We start from the raw sequence: 24393 nt of genomic DNA, 5'->3' as shown, positions 1-24393 counted from the left end.
GAGGACGTGTGCCAGGTGTCCTACGGCTACGGCCTGTTCACCGGCGGCCCCGGCCTCAACGGCGGCAGCCACAAGGTGGGCTGCCTGACCATCCCCACCTCCTCGGGCAACACCGAGCGGCAGATCATGTTCATCCGGGACCTGAGCGCCACCATCCTCTGCTGCACCCCCTCTTACGCCGCCTATCTGGGCGAGACCATGAAGGAGATGGGGCTCACCCCCGAGGAGATCCCTCTGAAGGCGGGCATCTTCGGCGCCGAGGCCTGGAGCGAGGAGATGCGCCAGGACATCCAGAAGACCCTGGGCATCAAGGCCTACGACATCTACGGCCTCACCGAGCTGTCCGGCCCCGGCGTGGCCTTTGAGTGCTCCGCCCAGACCGGCATGCACATCAACGAGGACCACTTCATCGCCGAGATCATCGACCCGGACACCGGGGAGGTGCTCCCCGAGGGGAGCAAGGGCGAGCTGGTGTTCACCTCCATCACCAAGGAGGCATTTCCCCTCCTGCGCTACCGCACCCGGGACATCTGCGTGCTCCACCACGAGGACTGCCCCTGCGGCCGCACCCATGTGAAGATGAGCAAGCCCATGGGCCGCAGCGACGACATGCTCATCGTCAAGGGCGTCAACGTGTTCCCGTCCCAGATCGAGACGGTGCTCCTGGGCCAGAGCTTCGCGCCCAACTACCAGATCATCGTGGACCGGGTCAACAACACCGACACCATGGAGGTGCTGGTGGAGATGACCCCGGAGATGTTCTCCGACCAGCTCAGCCAGGTGGCCGAGAAGGAGAAGCAGGTGGTGGCCGCCCTGAAGGCTATGCTGGGCATCTACGCCAAGGTCCGCCTGGTGGCCCCCAAGTCCATCCAGCGCAGCGAGGGCAAGGCGGTCCGCGTCATCGACAAGCGGAAGATTTAAGAGAGGAGCTGGCGCATCATGACCATCCAACAGATTTCCGTGTTCCTGGAGAACCGGGCGGGACAGCTGGCGGAGATCACCACCATCCTGGCCGCCAATCAGATCAATATGCGGGCCCTCCATATCGCCGAGACCGCCGACTACGGCGTGCTGCGCATGATTGTGGACAAGCCCCAGCGGACGGCCACGCTGCTGCTGGAGCACGGGTTCATCCTGTCCATGACCCCGGTGCTGGCGGTGGTGGTACCCGACGAGCCGGGCGCCCTGGGGAAGATCCTCACCCTGCTGGCCAAGGAGAACATCGACGTGGAGTATGTCTACTCCGTGTTCGGCCAGGTCCAGGGCCGGGCCTGTATGATCTTCCGGGTGGCCGACCTGGACCGTCTGGCCGCCCTGCTGAAGGACAACGGCATGCCGCCCGCCCTCCACGGGGAGCTGGGCATCCAAGACGAACAGAAATGAGGGAACCGCTATGCAGCCCATGAGTAAAAAGACCCAGTATTTTACCGACTCGGTCATCCGCCGGATGACCCGTATTGCCATCGCCAGCGACGCCATCAACCTGGCCCAGGGCTTCCCCGACTTTGACCCGCCCAAGGCCCTGCTGGACCGTCTGGCCGAGGTGTCCCACGCCGGACCCCACCAGTACCCCATCACCATGGGGGCCCCCAACTTCCGCCGGGCCCTGGCCAAGAAGTGCAAGCGGTTCATGGGCCGGGACATCGACCCGGAGACCGAGATGGTGGTGACCATCGGTTCCACCGAGGCCATGGTGGACACCATCTTCGCCATCACCAACCCCGGCGACAAGGTGGTGCTGTTCTCCCCCTACTTTGAGAACTACCACGCCCAGGTCCTCTTTGCCGACTGCGAGCCCATCTATGTGCCCCTGGTGCCGCCTGAGTTCAACTTTGACCCCAACGTGCTGGAGGACGCTTTCAAACAGCACCCCAAGGCCATCATCATCTGCAACCCCTCCAACCCCAGCGGCAAGGTGTTCACCGAGGATGAGCTGAAGCTCATCGCCCAGCTGTGCGTCAAGTACGACGTGTACGCCATCATGGACGAGGTGTATGAGCACATCGTCTACGCCCCCCACAAGCACCTGTACATGTGCAACATGCCCGGCATGTGGGAGCGGACCATCTCCTGCTCGTCCCTGTCCAAGACCTACTCCATCACCGGCTGGCGCATCGGCTACGCCATCGCCCCCAAGCCCATCATGGACAAAATCAAGCAGTACCACGACTTCAACACCGTGGGCGCGGCGTCTCCCCTGATGGAGGCGGCCATCGCCGGGCTGGAGATGCCGGACAGCTACTATGAGGAGTTCTCCGCCCACTACGCCCACATGAAGCAGCTGTTCACCGACGGCCTGCGGAACATCGGCATTCCCTTCACCGACCCCCAGGGCACCTACTTCGTCCTGGCCGACATCGGCCCCTACCTGAAGAAGGGACAGACCGACGTGGAGTTCTGCGAGGAGATGGCCCGGAAGGTGGGTGTGGCCGCCGTGCCCGGCACCTCCTTCTTCATGGAGGACGTGCGCAACATCGTGCGGCTCCACTTCGCCAAGAAGGACGAGACCCTCAACGAGGCCCTGGACCGGCTGAGCCATATCAGGGAGAAGATGGGCTGAGCGGCCAACTCCTCCCGTGCATATCTCGAGCTGGATGCAGCGCCCGGACACTGTAATCAGTGTCCGGGCGCTTTTGCGGGTGACTGTTATTTTGGGAATGGGAATTTTGCACAAATATTTTATTTTGAGTTCCGATATTTATGGTAATATGGTATTATATTCTTGCAAGTAAATCCGCGAAAGGGAATGAAAAGATAAGGAGGTGAATCCCATGATTTAAGGCTGAACTTCCGGGAGTGAGACGGACAGGAGAAAACGCTGTGTGTTCCATTTATGGGAAAGGAGAATTCAAAATGAGGCAAAAGAGGAAATGCTTCCAAGCGTTGCTTGCCCTTGTTACTGTTCTCGCCCTGACGGCGCAGAGTTCAGCGGCGCTGGCAGTTCAGAGCACATTAAATAGTTAAATAGTTAAATAGTTCCACACTAAATCTTTCCTCTCAGAATGCTGAAACCTCTGTCGAGATCTGCGAAGATTATATTCGGTATCAAATCTCTTTTCAGCAGGTGCCCGAAGCTCAAGCTATTGCTTTAAATTCTGTCTCAACAGCAGTCAAAGAACAAAACATACTAAACAAATCCATTGCGCAAGATTATATAGCATCACTTAGGTTAACTGAACAAGGCTATGAGTATATTGAAACGGCTTGCCTTGAAGAACTGGATATTATTTCCAATGACGAAGATGGACTTTTAACATCAATTTCAGTACTGGTTCCAACGGCAGAAACATCAACGCCATCTTATTTCGGAACCTATAAAGGTACAGATTTCTATGCAGATTTTTATATGGAGTATGAAAAAACTTTTATACGTGAAGTTCCTTCTGACGACGAGACATTGCAGCATTGGGCAAACGGAGCCTTTGATCTTGTAGTCGGATATGCTTTTTCAAATATAACGCTTCCATTTAGCATTTTGCGGCAGTTAATGAGCGCACCTGGAAATTACCAAATTAAACCGGCTGCTTTTTTACAATCCTGCTATAAGCTTGAGGCACGTTGTCGAGGAATGTACGTTGAAAAACTTCCATCTTATGTGGGTGATAGTACGTTTAGAATGCTTACCTCTGAGGAAGTGGGAACTGTCTATCCATATACTGTGTTTCATGATGGTGAAACTCCACCTCAAACATGGCAGGTAGATTTTAACGCACAGACAGTATATACAGCCAACTATCATGCCCAGATGGAAAGTGCGTATTCTTGGCTCCATTTAGGAGCTGGCAATGTGCTGAAAGTTACATTTACAGAGTATCCTCCAAGTTTTTCGTGGGTTGAGAAATAGTATAGTTAAATTTTAACTGATTTGTTTATCATAATGGTACCTACAGCCGGGTCTACGGCTGGGAGCCGCTGGTGGAATATGTCAGAGCGCTGGCGGACAAGTACGGCGTTCCCCAGCCAACCTGGTAAATGGGAAAGGAGACCCCAATGGAAGGTCTGACCGCCTGGGTTTCTCATTACGGCATTTTCCTGATTGCCGCGGCAGGAGCCGCGGCCCTGCTCTGCGCCTTTTTGGCCAGGGGGAAGAAGCTGCGCTGGGGGGCCGCCGCCGGGGCCCTGCTCTGCGCTGCGGCAGCGGTGTGGTACTTTCTGCCCTTCTCCGTCACTCTCGACCCCCAGCGCACCTCCGTGCTTCTCCAGTTCACGCTGGGGGAGCCGCTGGAGCTCACCCAAGAAGAGCGGGCGGAGGTGCTCCGCCTGTGCGGGGAGCTCACCTACTTCCGCCGGCCGGGGCAGACGGTCCTGCGCACCGGCGGTACGGAGACGGCCTACCTCATCCTCCTTCAGGGCGGGGACGGCGGCTCCAGCGAGAGCCTTCACCTGACCCTGGCCCTCTCCCCGGAGGGTTTCGCCGGGGAGGACGGTCTCTATGGGGTCAACCAGAATCTGGACGGAGTGAGAGGACAGGAGCCCCTGGTGGAATACCTCAAAGAGCTGGCGGACAAGTACGAAATCCCCCTGGCGGAGTGACATGCGGCAGGGGCGGAAGAGACAAGAGAAGGAACTGGTCATGCGGTTTATTAAGGTCATGGACTATAACACAAGAATACGCACGCTGCTGAACATCGATGCCATCAGCGCCATCCAGGAGACCCCGGGGGGCTATTATACCATTATCACAAGCGCCAACACACCGCTGCTCCTCGACAGGAACGACGGAAAACAGGTCATGGACATGCTGGGCCTCTCGTTTTAAACGCTCCGCCTGGAAAAAGCGCCGCCCCGGCTCTCAACAGAGCCGGGACGGCGCTTTTGTATGCAGCATATCATGGATCAGTGCTCCTCGCCCAGGGCATAATACGTTTTCACATGGGCGATAAAGGCCCTGATGTGCTCGCTGAGGACCGAGTTCCGCTTCATCACGAAGTAGAAGTACCGCCGGGAGACCTGGTCGGGCAGGTCGAAGAGGAGCACCCGCTTTTCCTGCACGAAGTTGAGGGCGGCCCGCTCCGAGATGATGGAGATGCCCAGTCCGCCTGCCACCAGGTTCTTGATGGACTCCTGGTCGTTGACCCGGGCGGTGACCTTCAGCTGGTCCTCTGTGACCCCCATGCTCTCCAGGAAATACTCCGCGCTCTTTTTGCTGCCGCTGCCCTGTTCCCGGAGGATGATGGGCTCCTGGAGCAGCTCCCGCAGGGGGGACTCCTGCTCCTTCAGGGCCAGGAAACGGGGGTCCACAGGGGTGATGAGCACCATCCGGTCCCGGTAGAAGGGGATACAGGTCAGGTCCTCATGGTCGTACTTCATGCCGATCATGCCCAGGTCAAAGCTGCCGTTGAGGATGCCCTCCACCACGCCGCGGCTGTCGTTCTGGTGGATGATGAAGTAGGCCTCCGGGTGCTCCTTGCCGTAGGCGGGGAGGATCTCCGGCAGGATGTAGGCCGAGGGGATGGTGGAGGCGCCCAGCTGGATGATGCTGCTCTCGTTGGAGGACCAGCGGCGGATCAGGTTGTCCCGCAGGCTGAGGATGTTGCAGGCACACTCGTAGAGCTCCTGGCCCCTGGGGGTCACGTCCACGCTCCGCTTGGTGCGGATGATGAGACAGGTGCCCAGCTCCTCCTCCAGGTTGCGGATGTGGGTGCTGATGGTGGGCTGGGAGAGGTAGAGCCGTGCGGCGGCCTTTGTAAAGCTGCGATACTTCACAACTGCCGTAAAGGACTGGAGCTGCTTCATGTCCATCAGCGGTTTGCCTCCCCCAGGATGGCGTCCAGGGCGTCCAGGGCCCGGTCCACTTCCGCTTCGGTGTTCCACCAGCCGAAGGAGAAGCGGATGGTGCCGGCGGGGAAGGTGCCCAGGGTCTTGTGGGCGGAGGGTGCGCAGTGGAGGCCCACCCGGGTCATGATGCCGTAGGTGCTGTCCAGCTGGTAGGCCACCCCGGCCATGTCACGGCCCGGCGTCTCCACGGACACCACGCCGGTGCGGCCCTCGGTCCCCGGCAGGCCCACGGCCCGGATGGCCCGGCCCTTGTCCCCCAGGGCGTCGACGCCCTCCAGGAACCGGGCGGTGAGGCCCAGCTCGTGGGCGCGGATGGCCTCCATGCCCGTCTCCTCCAGCCAGAGCAGGGCGGCGTGGAGGCCCACGATGCCGGGCAGGTTGGGGGTGCCCGGCTCAAAGCGGTCGGGCATGAAGTCGGGGACCTCCTCCGTGTGGCTGATGCTGCCGGTGCCGCCGGAGAGCAGGGGGGTGATCTGCCCCACCAACTCGGGGTTGAGCAGGAAGCCGCCCACCCCCTGAGGCCCCAGCAGGCCCTTGTGGCCGGTGAAGGCCAGGGCGTCGATGCCCATGTCCGCCATGGACACGGGGTACACGCCGCCGGTCTGGGCGCAGTCCACGAAGAACCGCAGGCCGTGGGCCCTGCAGAAGGCCCCCACTTCCCTGAGCGGAAGCAGGGTGCCGCAGACGTTGCTGGCGTGGGTCATCACCACCGCCTTTGTGTTGGGCCGCAGGGCCCTCTCCAGCACAGCCGGGTCCAGGGTGCCGTCCGGACCGCAGGCCGCCCGGGTGAAGGACACCCCCTGCTGTTCCAGCTGCACCAGGGGGCGCATCACCGCGTTGTGCTCCATGGAGGAGGTGATGACGTGGTCGCCGGGCCTGAGAAAGCCCTTGAGCAGCACGTTCAGGCTCTCGGTGATGTTGCGGGTGAACACCACGTTCTTGCACTCCGGGCCGTCAAAGAGCCTGGAGAGCCGCTCCCGGGTGTCGTAGACCAGCTCCTCCACGTCGTAGGCCCGCTCATAGCAGCCCCGGTTGATGTTGCTGCCCACCCGGGTCATATAGTCGTACATGGCGTCAGGCACCGCCCTGGGCTTGGGAAAGGTGGTGCATGCGTTGTCAAAATAGATGGTATCCATTCCATCCGCTCCCATCCATACCGCGGTCCGGCCTGCCGGATGCCCCTGTTTTGACCAAAAGGAAGGGCATTCGACAGAAACGGACTGTGAGATTTTCCATCATTCTACCACATACTTATCAAAATATCAAATAACAACTTTTAATTCATTAATAATTGATATTGGAAATCCCAACCTGCTTCCACTATACTGGACTTACCCGACAAAAAGGAGTGTGTGTGTATGGGTTTGAAGAATGGAAAGACAGAAATTTTGGTGGCAGGCCTGGCAATCGGCATCATCGCCGCGCTGCTGGTGCTCTTCGGCAACCCGCTGAACATGGGCTTCTGCATCGCCTGCTTCCTGCGGGACACCGCCGGCGCCCTGGGGCTCCACTCAGCGGCCAACGTGCAGTACATCCGGCCTGAGATTATCGGTCTGGTGCTGGGCAGCTTCCTGCTGGCCACCTTCCGCAAGGAGTTCTCCCCCAAGGGCGGCAGCGCCCCGCTGACCCGCTTTGTGCTGGGCTTCTTCGTCATGATCGGCTGCCTGATGTTCCTGGGCTGCCCCTTCCGCATGATCCTCCGTCTGGCCGGCGGCGACCTGAACGCCATTTTCGGCCTGGTGGGCTTTGTGTGCGGCATCCTGCTGGGCGTGTTCTTCCTCACCAAGGGCTACTCCCTCAAGCGGACCTATCAGCTGCCCGCCCTGGAGGGCCGTCTGCTGCCCATCATCCAGGTGGTGCTGCTGGTGCTGCTGGTGGCGGCCCCCGTGTTCATCCACTTCACCGAGGCGGGCGGCGGCCCCGGCGCCCAGCACGCCCCCATCATCCTCAGCCTGGCCGCCGGCCTCATCGTGGGCGCCCTGGCCCAGAAGACCCGCCTGTGCATGGTGGGCGGCATCCGTGACGTGGTGCTCTTCCGGGAGTGGAAGCTGCTCATCGGCTTTATGGCCATCTTTGTCAGCGCCCTGGTGTGCAACCTGATCCTCACCGCCGCCACCGACGGCACCTACTTCAACCTGGGCTTTGCCGGCCAGCCGGTGGCCCACACCGACGGCCTGTGGAACGCCCTGGGCATGCTGCTCACCGGTTTCGGCTGCGTGCTGCTGGGCGGCTGCCCCCTGCGCCAGCTGGTGCTCTCCGGCGAGGGCAACACCGACAGCGCCATCGCCGTCATCGGCCTGGTGGCGGGCGCCGCCTTTGCCCACAACTTCGGCCTGGCCTCCAGCGGCGAGGGCCCCACGGCCAACGGCAAGATCGCCGTCATCATCGGCATCGTGGTGGTGGCCCTCATCGCCTGCTTCAACACCTTCCGCAAGGACACTGCAAAAGCGTAAGAGAGGAGAATGCACCATGAAACTGCTGGACGCGAGAGGGCTCTCCTGCCCTGAACCCGTCATGATGATCCGCAAGGCCATTGCCTCCGGGGAAAAGGCCTATCAGATGGTGGTGGACAACCCCACCGCCCGGGAGAACGTGACCCGCTACGCCGTGCACCAGGGCTACCAGGTGTCGGTGGAGGAGAAGGACGGGGAGTTCACCCTGTCCATCACCAAGTGACATGACCTACATCGCCACGTTTTACTCCCATTTTGGGGCCATGCATTTCAAAAAGCAGTGCGAGGCCCGGAAGATGACCGCCAGGATCATGCCCGTGCCCCGGGATCTGAGCAGCAGCTGCGGCACCTGCGTGCGTTACGAGGGGGAGCAGCCCTGCCCGTCGGATACCTGGAGCGACGAGGTGGAACAGGCGGTGGAGGTGACCGCCCAGGGGTACCGGACCGTGTACCGGGCGGAGAACAGCTGAAAGCGGCGGAGGCCGGAGCGCAATATGACGCTCCGGCCTCCGTTTTTGCCCGGTGGGGTGGACGGGCGGGGGAAATCCCGCTATAATGTTGCCTGCGTGACAGAAGATTTTCAGCAGACAGGTGAACCGTATGAGATGTTATTTCGCCCCCATGGAGGGCATTACAGGATATATCTTCCGCAACTGCCACAGCCGGTTTTTCCCCGGCGTGGACCGGTACTACATGCCCTTTCTCTCCCCCCGGCAGGACCACAACTTCACCCGCCGGGAGCTGGACGACATCCTTCCCGAGCACAACGAGGGCGTCCACGCCGTGCCCCAGCTGCTGACAAGGCAGCCGGAGGACTTCCTCTGGGCGGCGGGGAAGCTGGCGGCCATGGGCTACCGGGAGGTGAACCTGAACCTGGGCTGTCCCTCGGGGACGGTGACGGCCAAGGGCAAGGGCTCCGGTCTGCTGGCCCGGCGGGAGGAGCTGGAGCGGCTGCTGGACGGCATCTTTGCCGCCCCACCGGTGGCCATCTCCATCAAGACCCGGCTGGGTATGAGCGACCCGGAGGAGCTCGGCCCCCTGCTGGAGCTGTACAACCGCTACCCGGTGGCCGAGCTGACGGTTCACCCCCGCATCCGCAGCGACTTCTACAAGAAACCGGTGCGGCCGGAATACTTTGACCTGGCGGTCCGCATGAGCCGGGCGCCCCTGTGCTACAACGGGGACGTAGTCACCCCGGCGGACTGGGCGAAGATATCGGCGCGCTGGCCGGGGGTGGAGTCGGTGATGATGGGCCGGGGTCTGGTGGCCGACCCGTCCCTGGCGGGGCGGCTGAAGGGGGAGAGGCCCGCCGGGCTGGAGACTTTGCGGGCCTTCCACAGCGAGCTGTACGAGAGCTACGCCGCGGCCTTCGGCAGCCGGCGGAACGCCATGCTGCGGATGAAGGAGGTGTGGTCCTACCTGATCCACCTCTTCGGGGACAGCCAGAAGCTGGAGCGGCGCATCCGCAAGGCGGCGGACACCGGGGAGTTAGAGTCGGCGGTGGACGAGGTGTTCCGCACCCTGCCGCTGCTGGACGCTCCGGCGGGGGAGTGGTAAGGATAAAAAGAGGGCGGGTGCGCGCAGCGCACCCGCCCTCTTCTGCGAAAGAGCTTATTTCTCGTAGTAGCGGATAAGCCCCTGGGTGCCCAGGCTGCCCAGCCCGGCCTCGTCCAGGCTGCGGCACTCGGAGAGCACCTGCTCCAGCACGGGCAGCTTGAGCCCCACCGCCTGAGCCCCCTCTTCGGAGAGCACCATGTCCTTGATGAAGTGCTTCATGATGAAGCCGGGGGCAAAGTCGCCCACCGCCATCTTGGGCCCCAGGCTCTGCATTTGGAAGGAGCCGGCCGCTCCGGCGGAGATAGCGGAGAGCAGCTCGTCCAGGTCCAGGCCGTTGGCCCTGGCGTAGGTCAGGGCCTCGCACACGCCGGACAGGGCGCCGGCGATGGCGATCTGGTTGGCCAGCTTGGCGTGCTGGCCCGCGCCGGCGGCGCCCATGTGGACGATGATCTTGCCCATGGCCTGGAAGAGGGGGAGGCAGGCGTCAAAGTCGTCCTTGTCGCCGCCCACCAGGATGGACAGGGTGCCCGCCTTTGCGCCGGTGTCGCCGCCGGTGACCGGGGCGTCCAGGGGCCGCAGGCCCTTGGCCTTGCCCGCCTCCCAGATGCGCACGGCCAGGGCGGGGGAGCTGGTGGTCATATCCACGATAAGGGCGCCGGGCCGGACGTTGGCGATGACGCCGCCGTCGCCGAAGTAGACCTCCTCCACGTCCTTGGGGAAGCCTACGATGGAGAACACAGCCTCCGCGTCCTTGACGCACTGGGCCACCGTATCCGCCCAGACGGCGCCCTCGGCGATGACGTCCTCGCACTTGGACTTGGTGCGGCTGTATATGGTGAGGGAATAGCCGGCCTTCATCAGGTTGCGCACCATGGACTTGCCCATAATTCCCACGCCGATAAACGCGATTTTCTTCATCTCGATCCGCTCCTTTCACAGCTCTGATGCCTTTATGGTAAAACAGGGGAGGGGCGCTGTCAAGGAGAAACAGAAGCGGCTGGGGGCTGCGCCGGAAAACACAGCTTTTTCCACAAAAGCGCGGCGCAACGATTGACGATAGGGAGATGCTTCGATATAATAGCAATGTAACCAGAAGCGCCGCCGTCCCGGGCGGTTTTTTTCATCTGCAAACGGGGTTTTCGCGAAATTTTGGAGGTGTGTGGAATGAAAACTGTGATTACCATCGGCCGTGAATACGGTTCCGGCGGACGCCTCGTGGCCAAGCGGCTGTCCGAGGCGCTGGACATCCCCTTCTACGACAAGGAGGTCATCCAGGGCGTGGTGAAGAAGACCGGCTTTGCCGAGAACTTTGTTCGCGACGCCGAGCGCCGTCCCACCAACAGCTTTATTTACGATTTGTACTTCTCCGCCCAGTCCCTGTCCACCCAGGACCAGGTGTTCATCGCCCAGTCCGGCGTCATCAAGGACCTGGCGTCCAAGGGCGGCTGCGTCATCGTGGGCCGCTGCGCCGACTACATCCTGCGGGAGTATAAGAACCTGCTGCGGGTGTTCATCTATGCGCCCATGGAGGAGCGCATTCAGCGGGCCGTGGAGGAGTACGGCGACAAGGAGGCCAACATGGAGGCGTTTGTGGCCCGCAAGGACAAGCAGCGCGCCTCCTACTACAACTATTTCACCAGCGTCCGCTGGGGCGACCGGAAGAGCTATGATCTGTGCATCAACTCCGCCCTGGGCCTGGACACCGCCGTGGAGCTGATCCGCACGGCGGCGCTGGCCAAGGAGGGACAGGGCAAGTAATGTCAAACAGTGTACCCCAGGAGAACAAGATGGGCGTCATGCCCGTCAACCGGCTGCTGATCACCATGTCGGTGCCTATGATGCTGGCCATGCTGGTGCAGGCGCTCTACAACGTGGTGGACAGCGTATTCGTGTCACAACTCAGCGAGGACGCCCTCAACGCGGTGTCCCTGGCCTTTCCCATCCAGAACATCATGATCGCCCTGGCAGTGGGCACCGGCGTGGGCGTCAACGCGCTGCTGTCCAAGAGCCTGGGCGAGCAGGACTATGAGCGGGCCAACCGCACCGCCGAGCACGGTGTGCTGCTGGCCGCCATCACCTGCGTGGTGTTCATGGTGGCGGGCACCCTGCTGGCCCGGCCCTTCTACATGGTCCAGGTCGCCAACGAGCCCGTCATCGTGGAGTACGGCACCCAGTATATGCAGATCTGCAGCTTTTTCTCCTGCGGCATCTTTATGGAGGTCATGTTCGAGCGGCTGCTCCAGTCCACCGGCCGGACCATGTATACCATGTTCACCCAGGGCGTGGGCGCGGTGTTCAACATCATCTTCGATCCCCTGCTCATCTTCGGCATCGGCCCCTTCCCCCGGCTGGAGGTGGCCGGCGCGGCGGTGGCCACGGTCATGGGCCAGGTGGTGGCCGCTGTGATGGCCATCCTGTTCAACCACTTCCGCAACCACGACATCAAGCTGTCCCTGAAGGGCTTCCGCGTTGACGGCTGGATCATCCGCCGCATCTACATCGTGGGCGCCCCCTCCATCATCATGAACGCCATCGGCTCCCTGATGGTGTTCGGCATGAACCAGATCCTCCTCACCTTCACCAAGACGGCCACCGCCGTGCTGGGCGTGTACTTCAAGGTGCAGAGCTTTGTGTTCATGCCCGTGTTCGGCCTGAACAACGGCATGGTGCCCATCATCGCCTATAACTACGGCGCCCGCAAGAAGGACCGGCTGCTCAAGACGGTGAAGCTGGGTGTGCTGTACGCGGTGATCATCATGCTCATCGGCCTGCTGGTCATGCAGACCATCCCGGACAAGATCTTCCTCCTGTTCCAGGCCGACGAGAACATGCTGTCCATCGGTGTGCCCGCCCTGCGGATCATCAGCCTGAGCTTTGTCTTTGCCGGCTACTGCGTGGTGATCTCCGCCATGCTGCAGGCCCTGGGCGAGGGCATCCAGAGCATGATCGTGTCCATCGTCCGCCAGCTGGTGGTGCTGCTGCCCGCCGCCTGGCTGCTGGCCAAGCTGGGGGATGTGAACCTGGTGTGGTATTCCTTCCCCATCGCCGAACTGTCCTCCCTGGCCCTGAGCACCGTCTTCCTGGCGCGCACCTACCAGAAGCTGATCAAGCCCCTGGACCAGTAAAAAACCGAGAGACACCTGAGAGCCGCGGAAATGTTCCGCGGCTCTTTTCCTGCCGTGGGGGAGGGCAAATCGGTGGGACAGTGTTGGACACGCACAATTCTGGAAGGTATTGGGGGAGAGAGAAAGGGTAAAATGCACAAGTTTCTGGAAGAAGGGCATTGTCAAACAGAGGGTAAGTGTGTATACTAATGTCTGATGAATAAACTGCTCTGCGGTTTATTCGTGCGGCGCAGCCGCACAATTCTTTTCAAACGGCTCGTGTGAACCGTTTGAGGATTCAGCCATTGTTGCAGTACGTATTTCTCTCGGAGCGCATACGCGCCCTGAGAGAGGGCGTAATGATTGTTGAGATTTTCCTCCAATCTTGCGCCTAAAACAAAAACGGGGAGGTACGCTCAGTGGAGAGTTTATACAGCGTCCCGCTGGGGAAGCTTATCAGTGAATTCAATCTGGAGGTCATCCGGGGCGGCAAGGACTACGAGACCCGGGCCATCCGCACCGAGGACGTGAACCGTCCCGGCCTCCAGCTCATCGGATTTTTTGACTATTTTGACCCCAAGCGCATCCAGATGATCGGCCGCGTGGAGACCACCTACCTCACCGGCGTGACCCCCGAGGCCCGCCGGGAGTGCTTTGACAATCTTCTGGCCCGGGACATCCCCTGCCTCATCATCTCCCGGGGCATGGAGCCCTTCCCCGAGTGCATGGAGATGGCGGAGAAGTACGACCGCACCATCCTCCGCACCCAGGAGACCACGTCCACCTTCATGAGCGCGCTGATCGCCTACCTGCGCACCGAGCTCTCCCCCCGCATCACCCGCCACGGCGTGCTGGTGGAGATCTACGGCGAGGGCGTTCTGCTGCTGGGCGAGTCCGGCGTGGGCAAGAGCGAGACCGCCATTGAGCTGGTCAAGCGGGGCCACCGCCTGATCGCCGACGACGCGGTGGAGATCAAGCGGGCGGGTACCAAGCGCCTGGTGGGCACCGCCCCCGAGCTCATCCGCCACTACATCGAGCTGCGGGGTATCGGCGTCATCGACGTGCGCCGCCTGTTCGGCATGTCCGCCATCAAGGAGGAGTCGGACATCGACCTGGTGGTCAACCTGGAGCAGTGGAAGGACGGCGCCATGTACGACCGCCTGGGCCTGGAGAACCTGTACACCACCATCCTGGACGTGCAGATCCCCGCCCTCACCGTGCCGGTGAAACCGGGCCGGAATCTGGCCATTATCATCGAGGTGGCGGCCATGAACAACCGCCACAAGAAGATGGGCTATAACGCCGCCCTGGAGTTCACCAAGCAGATCAACGAGCACTTTGACCAGGCCATGAGCCAGCAGCTCAAGGGCTGAAAACTGGATAGAGCGCCATTGGCAGCGGGCTGCGGAACAGAGATTCCGCAGCCCGCTGTTTTTCTGCCATGGCTGGATGATTCAGGAAAAAATCAATGGGACAAATGTCAAATTGTATAAAATAAGCGGAGAAATCCAGGGGAGAAAGAGAAAAAGTACACAAAATACGGCGACCGAAACAGGGTAAAATGCCAAAAATTTAACAACCTCCTTCCAAAGCATTGCGTTTCCCCCAAAACTGTGTTTCAATGAATCCAGAGCAATACTACGAAATGGGAAGGAGTGCGGTATGTCGCTGGAAGAGATCCGGGAACAGAACAAGCGGCTGGTGGTGGAGACGGCTCTGGAGGTCTTTACCCGCCAGGGAGCAGGGAACACCACGGTGGCGGACATCTCCCGGGCCTGCGGCCTGACGGAGCGGTCCATTTACCGCTACTACAAGACCAAGGTGGACCTGATCCAGGCGGCGGTCTATCTCTACTACGACAACATGACCCGTGAGGCCGACCGGCGGGGCCGGGAGATGTGCCGTCCGGGCATGACCGGGCTGGAGCAGATCCACCGGATGCTGCGGTTCTACTCCCACATGTACCTGGAGTACCCCGACCAGATCCGCTTCTGCGCCGACGCGGAGGTCATCCTCAGCCGGGCGGGCCGGGAGCGGGACGATGTGCACTGGCCGCCGGAGCAGTTCGAGCGGTCGGACAGCCCGCTGGTGCGGGCCATCCGCCAGGGGCTGGCCGACGGCAGCGTGTCCCCCAGGGTGGATGTGAAGAACCTGTACTACAACGCCTACGACTCCATTCTGGGCGTGATGCAGAAGATGAGCTGGAGCAGGAACCAGCTGAGCCGGGAGGAGGCCCGGGTGCGGATGGACCAGCTGTGCGACGTGTTCACCGCCGCGTTCCGGGGTGATTTTCTGACGTAACGAAAAAAATCAGGCGGGCTTTTGGGAGGAAAGCTTGACGCCCTTTTTTCATACCTATAAATGTCAGAGAGACTGACAGATTAGACGTGTGCAACACAGAGACAAAGGAGGAGCAAAACATGGGCAACGCAGTCATCACCGTGGCCGGAAAGGGAGGGGTGGGAAAGACCTCCATTTCGGCCGCCATCGTGCGGCAGCTGGTGCGGGACCATCCGGAGGCCCGGATCCTGGCCATTGACGCCGACCCGGCGGTGGGCCTGGCCACGGCGCTGGCCGTGCAGGTCAAGGAGACCATCGACGACATCCGCAAGGCCATCACCGCCTCCGGCGAGGAGGACAAGAGCAAAAAGACCGCCATCGAGCTGCTGGGGGAGTCCAAGTTCCGCATTTTCGACGCCATGGTGGAGCAGGACGGCTTCGCCTTCCTGGCGGTGGGACGGCCCGAGGCGGCCGGATGCTACTGCAGCATCAACTCCTACCTGAAGGCGGTCATCAGCATGGTGTCCGACGAGTTCGACTACGTGGTCATCGACGGCGAGGCGGGCATCGAGCAGGTCAACCGCCGGGTGATGGAGCGGGTGACCCACCTGATCCTGGTGACCGACCCCAGCAAGAAGGGCACCCAGGTAATCCAGACCATCAAGAAGGTGGCCGACGAGCTGGTGATGTACAAGGCCATCGGCGTCATCATCAACCGGCTCAACGACCCCCAGGTGGCCCGCTACATCGATACGGGCGGTATCCCGGTGCTCTCCGAGATTCCCGACGACAAGAACCTGGCCCTGTGCGACGTGCAGGGGAGAAGCGTGATGGAGCTGCCGGACGACTCCAACCTGGTGCTGGGCGTGCAGCGGGCGCTGAAGGCCCTGGGCATCGCCTGACGCCGCCGGACGGAAGGAAGGTGCGATATGCGGGACTTAAAACATCTCTACTACTTTGAAAAGCTGCTGGACGACGCCAACAATGAGCTGGTGCGCCAGGCCAAGGCGGACGGCCGCCTGGCCCTGGGGTACACCTGCTACCACATGCCCGAGGTGCTGCTCAATCTGGAGGGCTGCTTCTCGGTGCGGCTGCGGGCGCCCCGCACCGGTTCCATGGAGGTGGCCACCTACTACATGTCCAACGCCACCTGCGAGTACGCCCGGGCCCTGCTGGAGCGTGGACTGGAGGGCGGCTACAAGTTCCTGGACGCCATGGCGGGCGTGGACGTGTGCGAGTGCATGAACCGGAGCATGGAGAACATGGAGCTGCTTGGGGTCAGCGACCCGGACAAGAAGGGCTTCTTCTGGTGCAACCTGGACTCCCCCTGCTCGGACAACGAGGACTGCGTGGAGCACCTGCGGGAGCAGCTGTCCCGAAAGATCCTCAAGCCCCTCCGGGAGAACTACGGCATCGACACCTCGGACCAGGCCATCCGGGACGCGGTGGAGCGGCACAACGAGATCTGCCGCCTCATCACCGAGATCGGCAACTACCGCAAGCTGGACAACCCCACCATCACCGGATACGAGTTCCACATCCTGACTCTGGCCACCTACGTCTGCCCCAAGGACCTGGTGGTGGACAAACTGCGTGAGACCCTGGAGGAGCTGAAGACCAGAGAGCCTGACCCGAAGAAGCACTTCCGGGCCAAGGTGGTGGTGGTGGGCTCCGAGATCGACGACCCGGAGCTCATCAGCCTGATCGAGGACAGCGGCGCGCTGGTGGTGGCCGACCGGTTCTGCTACGGCAGCTTCCCCGGCCGCCAGGAGATCGTCCTCACCGACGACGAGGACGCCCTCACCCAGGTGTGCCGCAACTACCTCCAGACCACCCTGTGCGTGCGCCACTCGGCCCAGCACAAGGTGCAGAAGCGGCTGGACTTCGCCGCCCAGCTGGCCAAGGACTTCCACGCCGACGGCATCATCTACGAGCAGATCAAGTTCTGCACCTACTGGTCCTACGAGCGGGCCCTGGCCAGCCACATCATGCACAACGAGTACAATATCCCCACCCTGTCCATCGACCGGCCCTACATGTCCCGCACCAGCGGTCAGCTGCGCACCCGGGTGCAGGCCTTTGTGGAGAGCATCGAGATCAAGAAGATCAAGGCCAAGCGCGGCCAGGAGGTGAAGTGAGATGGCGTACAATCCCAAAACCGGAAAGGGCCTGGGCAATCTGTACTCCGCCGACCACCGGTGCACCAAGCGCCGGGAGTGGAAGGGCCTGAAGGACACTCTGTATGACTACGGCCGCTGGCTCAAGCTGCTGGGCATGCTGGGCGTCAAGCTGGGGCCGGTGCTGCCCCAGTTCCTCAAGGGCCTGAAGCGGTACCGCTGGCTGGTGTCCTACATCACCACCCCCGCCTTCCTGGACCGGCACACCATCGGCCTGCGGGGCTATGAGCTGCGCTACACCCACCAGCAGTTTTACGCCGTGCTCCAGAACTCCGCCGGCATGATCCGGGACCTGCTGGAGCGGGACGAGAACCTGAACCCCAACTCCAAGAAGGCGGCGGAGCTGCGGTCCAAGACCGTCATCTTTGACGAGATGATGCCCATCCAGCTGATGAACGGCTTCCCCACCCTGAAGGGCATCCCCATCCAGATGGCCCCCATCTTCGTGGTGGGCGAGGTGGACCAGCAGGCCAACATCTACTACATCGACGCGGTAGAGCACTACGGCCTGGCCTCCGACGTGTGCCCGCTGCCTGCCGCCGAGGCGGGCTGCTGCGTGGTGGACGACTACCCCAAGGTGGGCGCGGCCTACATCTCCAGCTCCATGCCCTGCGACGGCTCGGTGGCCAGCACCATGTACAGCAACCGGTACTTCAAGCTGCCCAACTACCAGGTCACCCCGCCCCAGCGCTTCAACGAGCCTGAGGTGCAGAAGTATGCGGTGAAGAACCTGTGGGGCTGCATCGAGTTCATCGAGAAGCAGTTCGGCGTCAAGTTCGACTGGAACGCCTTCTTTGAGGGCGTGAAGCGGTACAACAAGGAGTCCAACTACATGATCGAGAAGTGGGACGTGAACTGTACCGACTACCCCCAGATCTGCGGCGCCGCCCTGGCCCTCCACCGGGAGTATGAGATGCAGATCGCCAGCTCCCTGGACCCCAAGATGTGCATGTACGACGCCAAGGTCAACAAGCTGATGAAGAAGGGCTATGCCCACTCGGTGGCCATTGACGACAAGCCCCGCTACCGTGCCATCGTCTGGAGCTGTCCGGCCCACTACTACTCCAACTTCACCTACTGGGCCCAGAACTGCTGGGGCATCAAGACCCTGGTGGACATGGAGTGTATGCTGGCCTACCACCACTACGACGAGCACGACAAGGAGAAGGTGCTGGTGGACATGGCCCGGGGCTACGAGCGGATGACCATGCGCTCCCACTCCAACGGCGGCTACATCAACGCTCTGGACGAGTGCTGGAAGATGTGCGAGAAGTTCAACGCCAACATCGTGTTCATGTATAACCACGTGTCCTGCAAGAACTTCGCCGGCCTCCAGGGCCTCTTTGAGGAGCAGGCCAGAGAGCGGGGCATCCACCTGATCTGGATCGAGCACGACCTGATGGACCCGCGCACCGTGTCCCGCAAGGCCATGCGGGACCGGGTAAACCGCTATATGACCACCGTGTTCCGGGCTGAGCCCCTGGACCCCACGCTGGTGGACTATGACGACGACCTGACATGGTAAAGGGGGATACAGAGATGAAATATTTCGGCGGGTGCGACGTAGGCTCCACCTACACCAAATGCGTCATTCTGGATGAGAAGGGCAAGATGGTCAGCGACGTGACCATCCGCAGCCGCATCAACTCGGAGCTCAGCGCCAAGGAGGCTCTGGACCAGGCGGTGGCCAAGGTGGACGGCCTGTCCTCCATCGGCGACCTGACCTACCTCATCGGCACCGGCTACGGCCGCAACAAGGTGCCCCAGGCCCAGGAGAACATCTCGGAGATCTCCTGCCACGCCATGGGCGTCCACGTGGTGGACCCCACGGTGAAGGCCATCATCGACATCGGTGGCCAGGACGTGAAGGGCATCGCCATCGACCAGGACGGCACCGTCCTCAACTTCGCCATGAACGACAAGTGCGCCGCCGGTACCGGTCGCTTCTTTGAGGCCATGGCCCGGGCCTTTGAGTGTACCCTGGACGAGTTCTCCCAGCTGTCCCTGTCGGCCAAGAACGTGATCCCCATCACCGCCCAGTGCACCGTCTTTGCCGAGAGCGAGGTCATCACCCTGGTGGGCGAGGGCAAGCCCCGGGACGAGATCGCCGCCGGCATCCAGCAGTCGGTGGCAAAGCGCTGCTTCGTCATGGCCAAGAAGGCGGGCGCCAAGGACCACATCACCCTCACCGGCGGCTGCGCCAAGAACAAGGGCCTGAAGGCCGCCATTGAGAACGTGCTGCGTGTCAAGGTCATCGACCTGCCGGTGGACCCCCAGCTGATGGGCGCCCTGGGCGCCGCGGAGTACGCCCGGCAGAAGGGCTTGGAGTAAGGAGGACCGCAATATGGCCTGGTATTGGATCGTACTGATCGTCATCGCCGCCCTCTTCGTCCTGTCCTTCCTGATGTACATCACCAACGCGGACATGAAGATGGCGGAGAAGCTCTATAACAAGCTTATGGCCTACCACGATTCGAAGGATGTGGAAGAAAAGCTGTGATGAATGTCTATGACGCCGTCATTGCCGACGTGAACCGCTGCCTCGCCCCCTATACGCCCAAGACCTGGGCCGCAGATCCGGCCCGGGCGGCCAAAGAAGGGGGAAAGAACCAGCTGATCCTGGGCAGCGAGGCGGCCTACGAGCTGGGGGCCCTGTCCTGCGACAGCGTCAGCTGCCTGCTTCTCACCGAGGACGAGGGGCAGGTGCCCCGGGACGAGGTGGTGCTCTACGGCCCCGACCTGCCCGAGATCAAAGGGGACTGCAGCTTTGCCCGTATCACCATTCTCCGTACTGAGGACATCACCAAGGACGGGGAGCAGGCCGCCTTTGCCATCATCAAGGGAATCGAGACCAAGAAATACGGCGTGTACCCCGAGGGGTACATGATCCGGGCGGCCGCCTTCTCCAATCGGGAGCAGGCCCGGGTGTCCCGGAAGGCCCTGGACAAAGGGCTGACCTTCGAGCAGGTGGGCAACCTGTTCATCCGGCAGTACCGCCGCAGCCGGTTTGTCAAGGCGGTGAAGGTGATCTTCATCACACTGCCCCAGGCCCCCTATCGGGACCTGGACGACCTGGCCACAAAGACCGGCAAGATCACCGGCGCCCTCAACCACATCCTGGACGATGTGGACATGGACTGCAAGGCCTGCGAGTGGAAGCCGGTGTGCGACGAGGTGGAAGGCCTGAAGGAGATGCACGGAATCCGGCGCCGCCGGGGCAGCTGAGCCCGCAGCGCCATACAAGGAGGTACTTTGGCTTTGAGCGAACTGAGAACCGACGCGCCCATCCAGGAGCTGTGCGACCACTTCGGCGACTGGTTTGAGGGAGGCGTGAAGAACTGCGCGGGCAACGCGGCCCGCATGACCAAGGAGCTCTACCCCTATACGTCCATCTTTTCCCCCATCTGGGTCAACCGCATGACCATCAAGAACCGGGTGGTCATGGCACCCATGGGCAACCTGATGATGTGCGAGGAGTACGGGCGGCCCAGCGAGAAGATGATCCGCTACTTTGTGGCCCGTGCCAAAGGCGGCGTGGGCCTCATCACCTCCGGCCTCATCCCCATCAGCGACAAGATCGACCCCACCGTCACCGAGGTGGGGGGCAAGGTGATGATGCCCCGCATCAGCCCCGCCCGCACCCTCATGTCGGGCTGGCGGGACCTGGCCCAGCAGTGCCATGGGTACGGCAGCCGCTTCTTCATCCAGCTGACCCCCGGCCTGGGCCGTGTGGGCCCGCCCACCTGCCTGGTGCAGCAGACCAAGTTCCCCGTGTCTGCCTCCTTCAACCGGAATTTCTACATCCCCGAGCTGCCCTGCCTCCGCCTCTCCGACCGGAAGCTGACCCGTATCATCAAGAACGCGGGCCAGGCGGCGGCGGACGCCAAGGCCTGCCTCATTGACGGCGTGTACCTCCACGGCCACGAGGGCTACCTGCTGGAGCAGATGACCAACCGGGCCTTCAACCGCCGCAAGCTGGGCAAGTACGCCGACTGGCAGCGCTTCGGTCTGGATATGGTGAAGGAGATCCGCCGCCGGGTGGGGCCCAACTACCCCATCATGTACCGCATCGACCTGTCCCTGGCCCTCAACGAGACCTACGGCGGCCGGATGGACCAGGTGGCCTCCCTGAAGAAGTTCAAGAACGGCCGCAGCGTGGCCGAGACCCTGGACTACATGGAAAACCTGGTGAAGGCGGGCGTGGACCTCTTCGACGTGGACATCGGCTGCTACGACAACTGGTGGCTGCCCCATCCCCCTGCCGGGATGCCGGCGGGCTGCTTCCTGCCCGTGTCCCGCATCGTGAAGGAGCACTTCGCCAAAAAGGGCATCCGCTCCAACGCGGGGGTGGAGGTGCCGGTGGTGGCCGTGGGCAAGCTGGGCTACCCCGACGTGTCCGAGCGGGCCCTGCGCAGCGGCGACTGCGACATGGTCATGCTGGGCCGGCCTCTGCTGGCCGACCCGGAGTGGTGCAACAAGGCCTACGAGGGCCGGGTGGAGGATATCTGTCCCTGCATCGGCTGTCAGGAGGGCTGCGTCAACGAGTTTGTGGAGGGCGGCCACATCCAGTGCGCCGTCAACGCCCGCACCGGCTTTGAGGACAGTCTGCCTCAGCACGGGCCTGAGCCGAAGAAGAAAAAGAAGATCGCCGTGGTGGGCGGCGGCCCGGCGGGCATCATGTTCGCCGTGGAGGCCGCCAGGCGGGGCCACACCGTGGAGCTGCTGGAGAAGAGCGGCAAGCTGGGCGGCCGGGTGGTGCCCGGCAGCGTGCCGGCGGTGAAGTTCGACTTCAAGAACTACCTGGACTGGCTCAACGAGCAGGTGCGCCAGGCCCAGCAGCTGCCCAATTTCACCCTGCGCCTGGGCACGCCGGTCACGACGGAGTGGCTGACGGAGCAGAAGTTCGACACCATCGTCTTTGCCGTGGGCACCAAGAACGCCTGCCCGCCCATCCCCGGCCTGGACAAGGTGAAGGCCGTCCAGGCGGTGGATCTGCTGGTGGACCCCAGTCTGCTGGGAGATGCCAAGAAGGTGGTGGTGGCCGGCGGCGGCGTGGTGGGCTGCGAGACGGCCTACTGGCTGCGGTATGAGCAGGGCCGGGAGGTCAAGGTGGTGGAGATGCTGCCCAACTTCATGCAGGGCGTGTGCACCGCCAACCGGGGCCACCTGCTGCACTACATGGAGAAGGCGGGGGTGGAGCTGTACAACTGCGCCAAGGTCACCGCCTTTGAGCCGGGCAAGATCCACATCAGCCGCAACGTGTCCAAGGGCGCCCCCGACCCCTACAACACCTGGCAGCCCCTGCTGCCCGAGAACATCCCCAACCCGCTGGCGCCCAAGCTGGGCCCCGAGACCAGGGAGATGGTGCTGGACGTGGACCTGGTGGTGCTGGCCATGGGCGGCCGCCCGGACGACGCCGCCTACTACGAGGCCCTGGCGGCCAATGCCGCCCCGGAGATCTACAACATCGGCGACAGCTTCGCCGGCGGCCGTGTGCTGGAGGCAAACCGCGCGGCTTTCCGCCTGGCGGAAGAGGTATAAATCCGCCGGCGCGTGAGAATACTTGAAACAGGACGGCCCTTGTCCCCCGACCAGGCGGGACAGGGGCCGTTTTTTCCGGATCGGGTCACAGAGAAATTGGGCACGGGCACAAAAAATTTTTTCTTGTCACGGGCACGGCATGCCGCTATAATAAAAATGTTGTTTCATAAAAATGTGAAAAAAGATTGGAAACAATTCATAAGATGAAACATATGGAACGATTGGGACGAAACATCCAGGTGACAGGAGGAAATCTGCCATGTGTGGTATTGTAGGATATATAGGAAGGGAAGAGGCCGCCCCCATTCTGCTGGACGGCCTGAGCCGGCTGGAGTACCGGGGCTACGACTCGGCGGGCATCGCGGTGTGGTCCCAGACCGAGGGGCTCCAGGTAGCCAAGGCCAAGGGCCGGCTCAAGGTGCTCTCCGAGATGGTGGACGGCGGCGCGGCCATCCACGGCACCGTGGGCCTGGGCCACACCCGCTGGGCCACCCACGGCGCGCCCTCTGACGTGAACTCCCACCCCCAGGTCAGCCAGAGCGGCCACATCGCCGTGGTCCACAACGGCATCATCGAGAACTATGTGGAGATCAAGGAATTTCTCCAGTCCAAGGGGGTGGAGTTCGTCTCCCAGACCGACACCGAGGTGGTGGCCCAGCTGCTGGAGTACTACTACCGGGGCGACATTCTGGAGGCCCTCACCAAGGTGCTCCACCGCATCAACGGTGCCTACGCCCTGGGCGTCATCTGCTCCGACTGCCCCGACCGGCTCATCGCCGCCCGGAAGGACAGCCCCCTGATCCTGGGTCTGGGGGAGGGCTTCAACTTCCTGGCCAGCGACGTGACCGCCGTCATCAAGTACACCCGGGACGTGTACTACCTGGACGACGGGGAGATCGCCGTGCTCACCGCCGACGGCATCCAGGTCTACAACCATCCCTACCTCCAGCCGGTGCACAAGGAGAAGCACCACGTGGACTGGGAGATCTCCGCCGCGGAGAAGGGCGGCTACGAGCACTTCATGTTCAAGGAGATCATGGAACAGCCCAAGGCCTTCCGGGACACCATCTCCCCCCGGATCCAGGACGGCCGTGTGGTGCTGGAGGGTCTGAACCTGACGGCGGAGGACCTGAAGGCCCTGGACAAGATCTACGTCATCGCCTGCGGCTCCTCCTACCACGTGGGCATGGCCGCCAAGTACACCCTGGAGCGGCTGCTCCGCAAGCCGGTGGAGGTGACCCTGGCCTCTGAGTTCCGGTACTGCGACCCCATCGTCACCCCCAGGACCCTGGCCCTGGTCATCTCCCAGTCAGGCGAGACCATCGACACCCTGGCCGCCATGCGGGAGGCCCGCAGGCTGGGGGCCCGGCTGCTGTCCATCGTCAATGTGGTGGGCTCCACCATCGCCCGTGAGAGCGACGATGTGCTCTACACCTGGGCCGGGCCGGAGATCGCCGTGGCCACCACCAAGGCCTACTCCACCCAGCTGGCGGTGATCTACCT

At 62.1% G+C, this 24393-nt stretch carries 25 protein-coding genes; 22 read left to right on the top strand and 3 right to left on the bottom strand.

Features of this window, described 5'->3' with window-relative positions; translation table 11 throughout:
* The 6 genes from Q0K23_RS10440 to Q0K23_RS10415 form a co-directional block, all read left to right on the top strand.
* Positions 1 to 921 (top strand): phenylacetate--CoA ligase family protein (locus tag Q0K23_RS10440; protein ID WP_294521753.1); only part of this gene is annotated, 921 nt, incomplete at its 5' end.
* Between the two features lie 18 nt (positions 922 to 939).
* Positions 940 to 1383: an ACT domain-containing protein gene (locus tag Q0K23_RS10435; protein ID WP_294521752.1), complete on the top strand. Its 444-nt coding sequence runs from the start codon at positions 940 to 942 to the stop codon at positions 1381 to 1383.
* 10 nt (positions 1384 to 1393) lie between these two features.
* Positions 1394 to 2560 carry a pyridoxal phosphate-dependent aminotransferase gene (locus Q0K23_RS10430; RefSeq protein WP_294521749.1) on the top strand — a complete coding sequence of 389 codons (1167 nt, stop codon included), beginning with the start codon at positions 1394 to 1396 and terminating at the stop codon, positions 2558 to 2560.
* A gap of 504 nt (positions 2561 to 3064) precedes the next feature.
* The gene (locus tag Q0K23_RS10425; RefSeq protein ID WP_294521746.1) at positions 3065 to 3844 is read left to right on the top strand and encodes a hypothetical protein; all 780 of its coding nucleotides are present in this window, start codon (positions 3065 to 3067) and stop codon (positions 3842 to 3844) included.
* 146 nt (positions 3845 to 3990) lie between these two features.
* Positions 3991 to 4533, top strand: coding sequence for a hypothetical protein (locus Q0K23_RS10420; RefSeq protein ID WP_294521744.1), 543 nt, complete (start codon positions 3991 to 3993; stop codon positions 4531 to 4533).
* A gap of 40 nt (positions 4534 to 4573) precedes the next feature.
* Entirely contained in the window at positions 4574 to 4759 is a 186-nt protein-coding gene (locus Q0K23_RS10415) for a hypothetical protein (RefSeq protein ID WP_294521741.1), read from the top strand.
* Positions 4760 to 4836: 77 nt separating this feature from the next.
* On the opposite strand, the gene Q0K23_RS10410 is transcribed toward Q0K23_RS10415, so the two are convergent.
* Complete coding sequence (locus Q0K23_RS10410) at positions 4837 to 5742, bottom strand: selenium metabolism-associated LysR family transcriptional regulator (protein ID WP_294521738.1); 906 nt, start codon at positions 5740 to 5742, stop codon at positions 4837 to 4839.
* Positions 5742 to 6914, bottom strand: a complete 1173-nt coding sequence (locus Q0K23_RS10405) for an aminotransferase class V-fold PLP-dependent enzyme (protein ID WP_294521735.1) — start codon at positions 6912 to 6914, stop codon at positions 5742 to 5744. The genes Q0K23_RS10410 and Q0K23_RS10405 overlap by 1 nt, the downstream gene beginning before the upstream one ends.
* Before the next feature lie 222 nt (positions 6915 to 7136).
* Between Q0K23_RS10405 and yedE the strand changes: the two genes are divergently transcribed.
* The 4 genes from yedE (at position 7137) to Q0K23_RS10385 (ending at position 9788) form a co-directional block, all read left to right on the top strand.
* Complete coding sequence (gene yedE / locus Q0K23_RS10400; RefSeq protein WP_294521732.1) at positions 7137 to 8231, top strand: YedE family putative selenium transporter; 1095 nt, start codon at positions 7137 to 7139, stop codon at positions 8229 to 8231.
* A gap of 16 nt (positions 8232 to 8247) precedes the next feature.
* The gene (locus Q0K23_RS10395; protein ID WP_294521729.1) at positions 8248 to 8454 is read left to right on the top strand and encodes a sulfurtransferase TusA family protein; all 207 of its coding nucleotides are present in this window, start codon (positions 8248 to 8250) and stop codon (positions 8452 to 8454) included.
* A 1-nt stretch (position 8455) separates the two neighbouring features.
* Complete coding sequence (locus Q0K23_RS10390) at positions 8456 to 8701, top strand: DUF3343 domain-containing protein (protein ID WP_006575205.1); 246 nt, start codon at positions 8456 to 8458, stop codon at positions 8699 to 8701.
* Between the two features lie 130 nt (positions 8702 to 8831).
* Complete coding sequence (locus tag Q0K23_RS10385; protein ID WP_294521723.1) at positions 8832 to 9788, top strand: tRNA-dihydrouridine synthase; 957 nt, start codon at positions 8832 to 8834, stop codon at positions 9786 to 9788.
* A gap of 54 nt (positions 9789 to 9842) precedes the next feature.
* Here the strand turns inward: Q0K23_RS10385 and Q0K23_RS10380 are convergent, their stop codons facing one another.
* Positions 9843 to 10706: an NAD(P)-dependent oxidoreductase gene (locus Q0K23_RS10380; RefSeq protein WP_294521720.1), complete on the bottom strand. Its 864-nt coding sequence runs from the start codon at positions 10704 to 10706 to the stop codon at positions 9843 to 9845.
* Positions 10707 to 10952: 246 nt separating this feature from the next.
* Between Q0K23_RS10380 and Q0K23_RS10375 the strand changes: the two genes are divergently transcribed.
* The 12 genes from Q0K23_RS10375 to glmS form a co-directional block, all read left to right on the top strand.
* Positions 10953 to 11546, top strand: coding sequence for an AAA family ATPase (locus Q0K23_RS10375; RefSeq protein ID WP_294521717.1), 594 nt, complete (start codon positions 10953 to 10955; stop codon positions 11544 to 11546).
* Positions 11546 to 12913: an MATE family efflux transporter gene (locus Q0K23_RS10370; protein ID WP_294521713.1), complete on the top strand. Its 1368-nt coding sequence runs from the start codon at positions 11546 to 11548 to the stop codon at positions 12911 to 12913. Before Q0K23_RS10375 ends, Q0K23_RS10370 begins: the two co-directional genes overlap by 1 nt.
* A 398-nt stretch (positions 12914 to 13311) precedes the next feature.
* On the top strand, positions 13312 to 14265 hold the full coding sequence (hprK, locus tag Q0K23_RS10365; protein ID WP_294521711.1) for an HPr(Ser) kinase/phosphatase: 954 nt from the start codon (positions 13312 to 13314) through the stop codon (positions 14263 to 14265).
* Positions 14266 to 14554: 289 nt separating this feature from the next.
* Positions 14555 to 15193, top strand: coding sequence for a TetR/AcrR family transcriptional regulator (locus tag Q0K23_RS10360; protein WP_294521709.1), 639 nt, complete (start codon positions 14555 to 14557; stop codon positions 15191 to 15193).
* 119 nt (positions 15194 to 15312) lie between these two features.
* Positions 15313 to 16074 carry an AAA family ATPase gene (locus tag Q0K23_RS10355; protein ID WP_294521707.1) on the top strand — a complete coding sequence of 254 codons (762 nt, stop codon included), beginning with the start codon at positions 15313 to 15315 and terminating at the stop codon, positions 16072 to 16074.
* Positions 16075 to 16101: 27 nt separating this feature from the next.
* Positions 16102 to 17310: a 2-hydroxyacyl-CoA dehydratase family protein gene (locus Q0K23_RS10350; protein ID WP_294521704.1), complete on the top strand. Its 1209-nt coding sequence runs from the start codon at positions 16102 to 16104 to the stop codon at positions 17308 to 17310.
* Between the two features lies 1 nt (position 17311).
* The gene (locus tag Q0K23_RS10345) at positions 17312 to 18874 is read left to right on the top strand and encodes a 2-hydroxyacyl-CoA dehydratase family protein (RefSeq protein ID WP_294521702.1); all 1563 of its coding nucleotides are present in this window, start codon (positions 17312 to 17314) and stop codon (positions 18872 to 18874) included.
* Positions 18875 to 18888: 14 nt separating this feature from the next.
* A complete protein-coding gene (locus tag Q0K23_RS10340; protein ID WP_294521700.1) occupies positions 18889 to 19680 on the top strand; it encodes an acyl-CoA dehydratase activase in 792 nt (263 codons plus the stop codon).
* Between the two features lie 13 nt (positions 19681 to 19693).
* Positions 19694 to 19849 carry a hypothetical protein gene (locus Q0K23_RS10335; protein ID WP_294521698.1) on the top strand — a complete coding sequence of 52 codons (156 nt, stop codon included), beginning with the start codon at positions 19694 to 19696 and terminating at the stop codon, positions 19847 to 19849.
* Complete coding sequence (locus Q0K23_RS10330) at positions 19846 to 20574, top strand: hypothetical protein (RefSeq protein WP_349230902.1); 729 nt, start codon at positions 19846 to 19848, stop codon at positions 20572 to 20574. Before Q0K23_RS10335 ends, Q0K23_RS10330 begins: the two co-directional genes overlap by 4 nt.
* 33 nt (positions 20575 to 20607) lie before the next feature.
* Complete coding sequence (locus Q0K23_RS10325) at positions 20608 to 22890, top strand: FAD-dependent oxidoreductase (RefSeq protein WP_294521696.1); 2283 nt, start codon at positions 20608 to 20610, stop codon at positions 22888 to 22890.
* A gap of 259 nt (positions 22891 to 23149) precedes the next feature.
* A partial coding sequence (gene glmS, locus Q0K23_RS10320) for a glutamine--fructose-6-phosphate transaminase (isomerizing) (protein ID WP_294521694.1) occupies positions 23150 to 24393 on the top strand: 1244 nt, incomplete at its 3' end.

It is taken from the genome of uncultured Pseudoflavonifractor sp. (assembly GCF_944387275.1).
GTDB lineage: Bacteria > Bacillota > Clostridia > Oscillospirales > Oscillospiraceae > Pseudoflavonifractor > Pseudoflavonifractor intestinihominis.
This window is presented reverse-complemented; position numbering and strand designations above follow the sequence as displayed.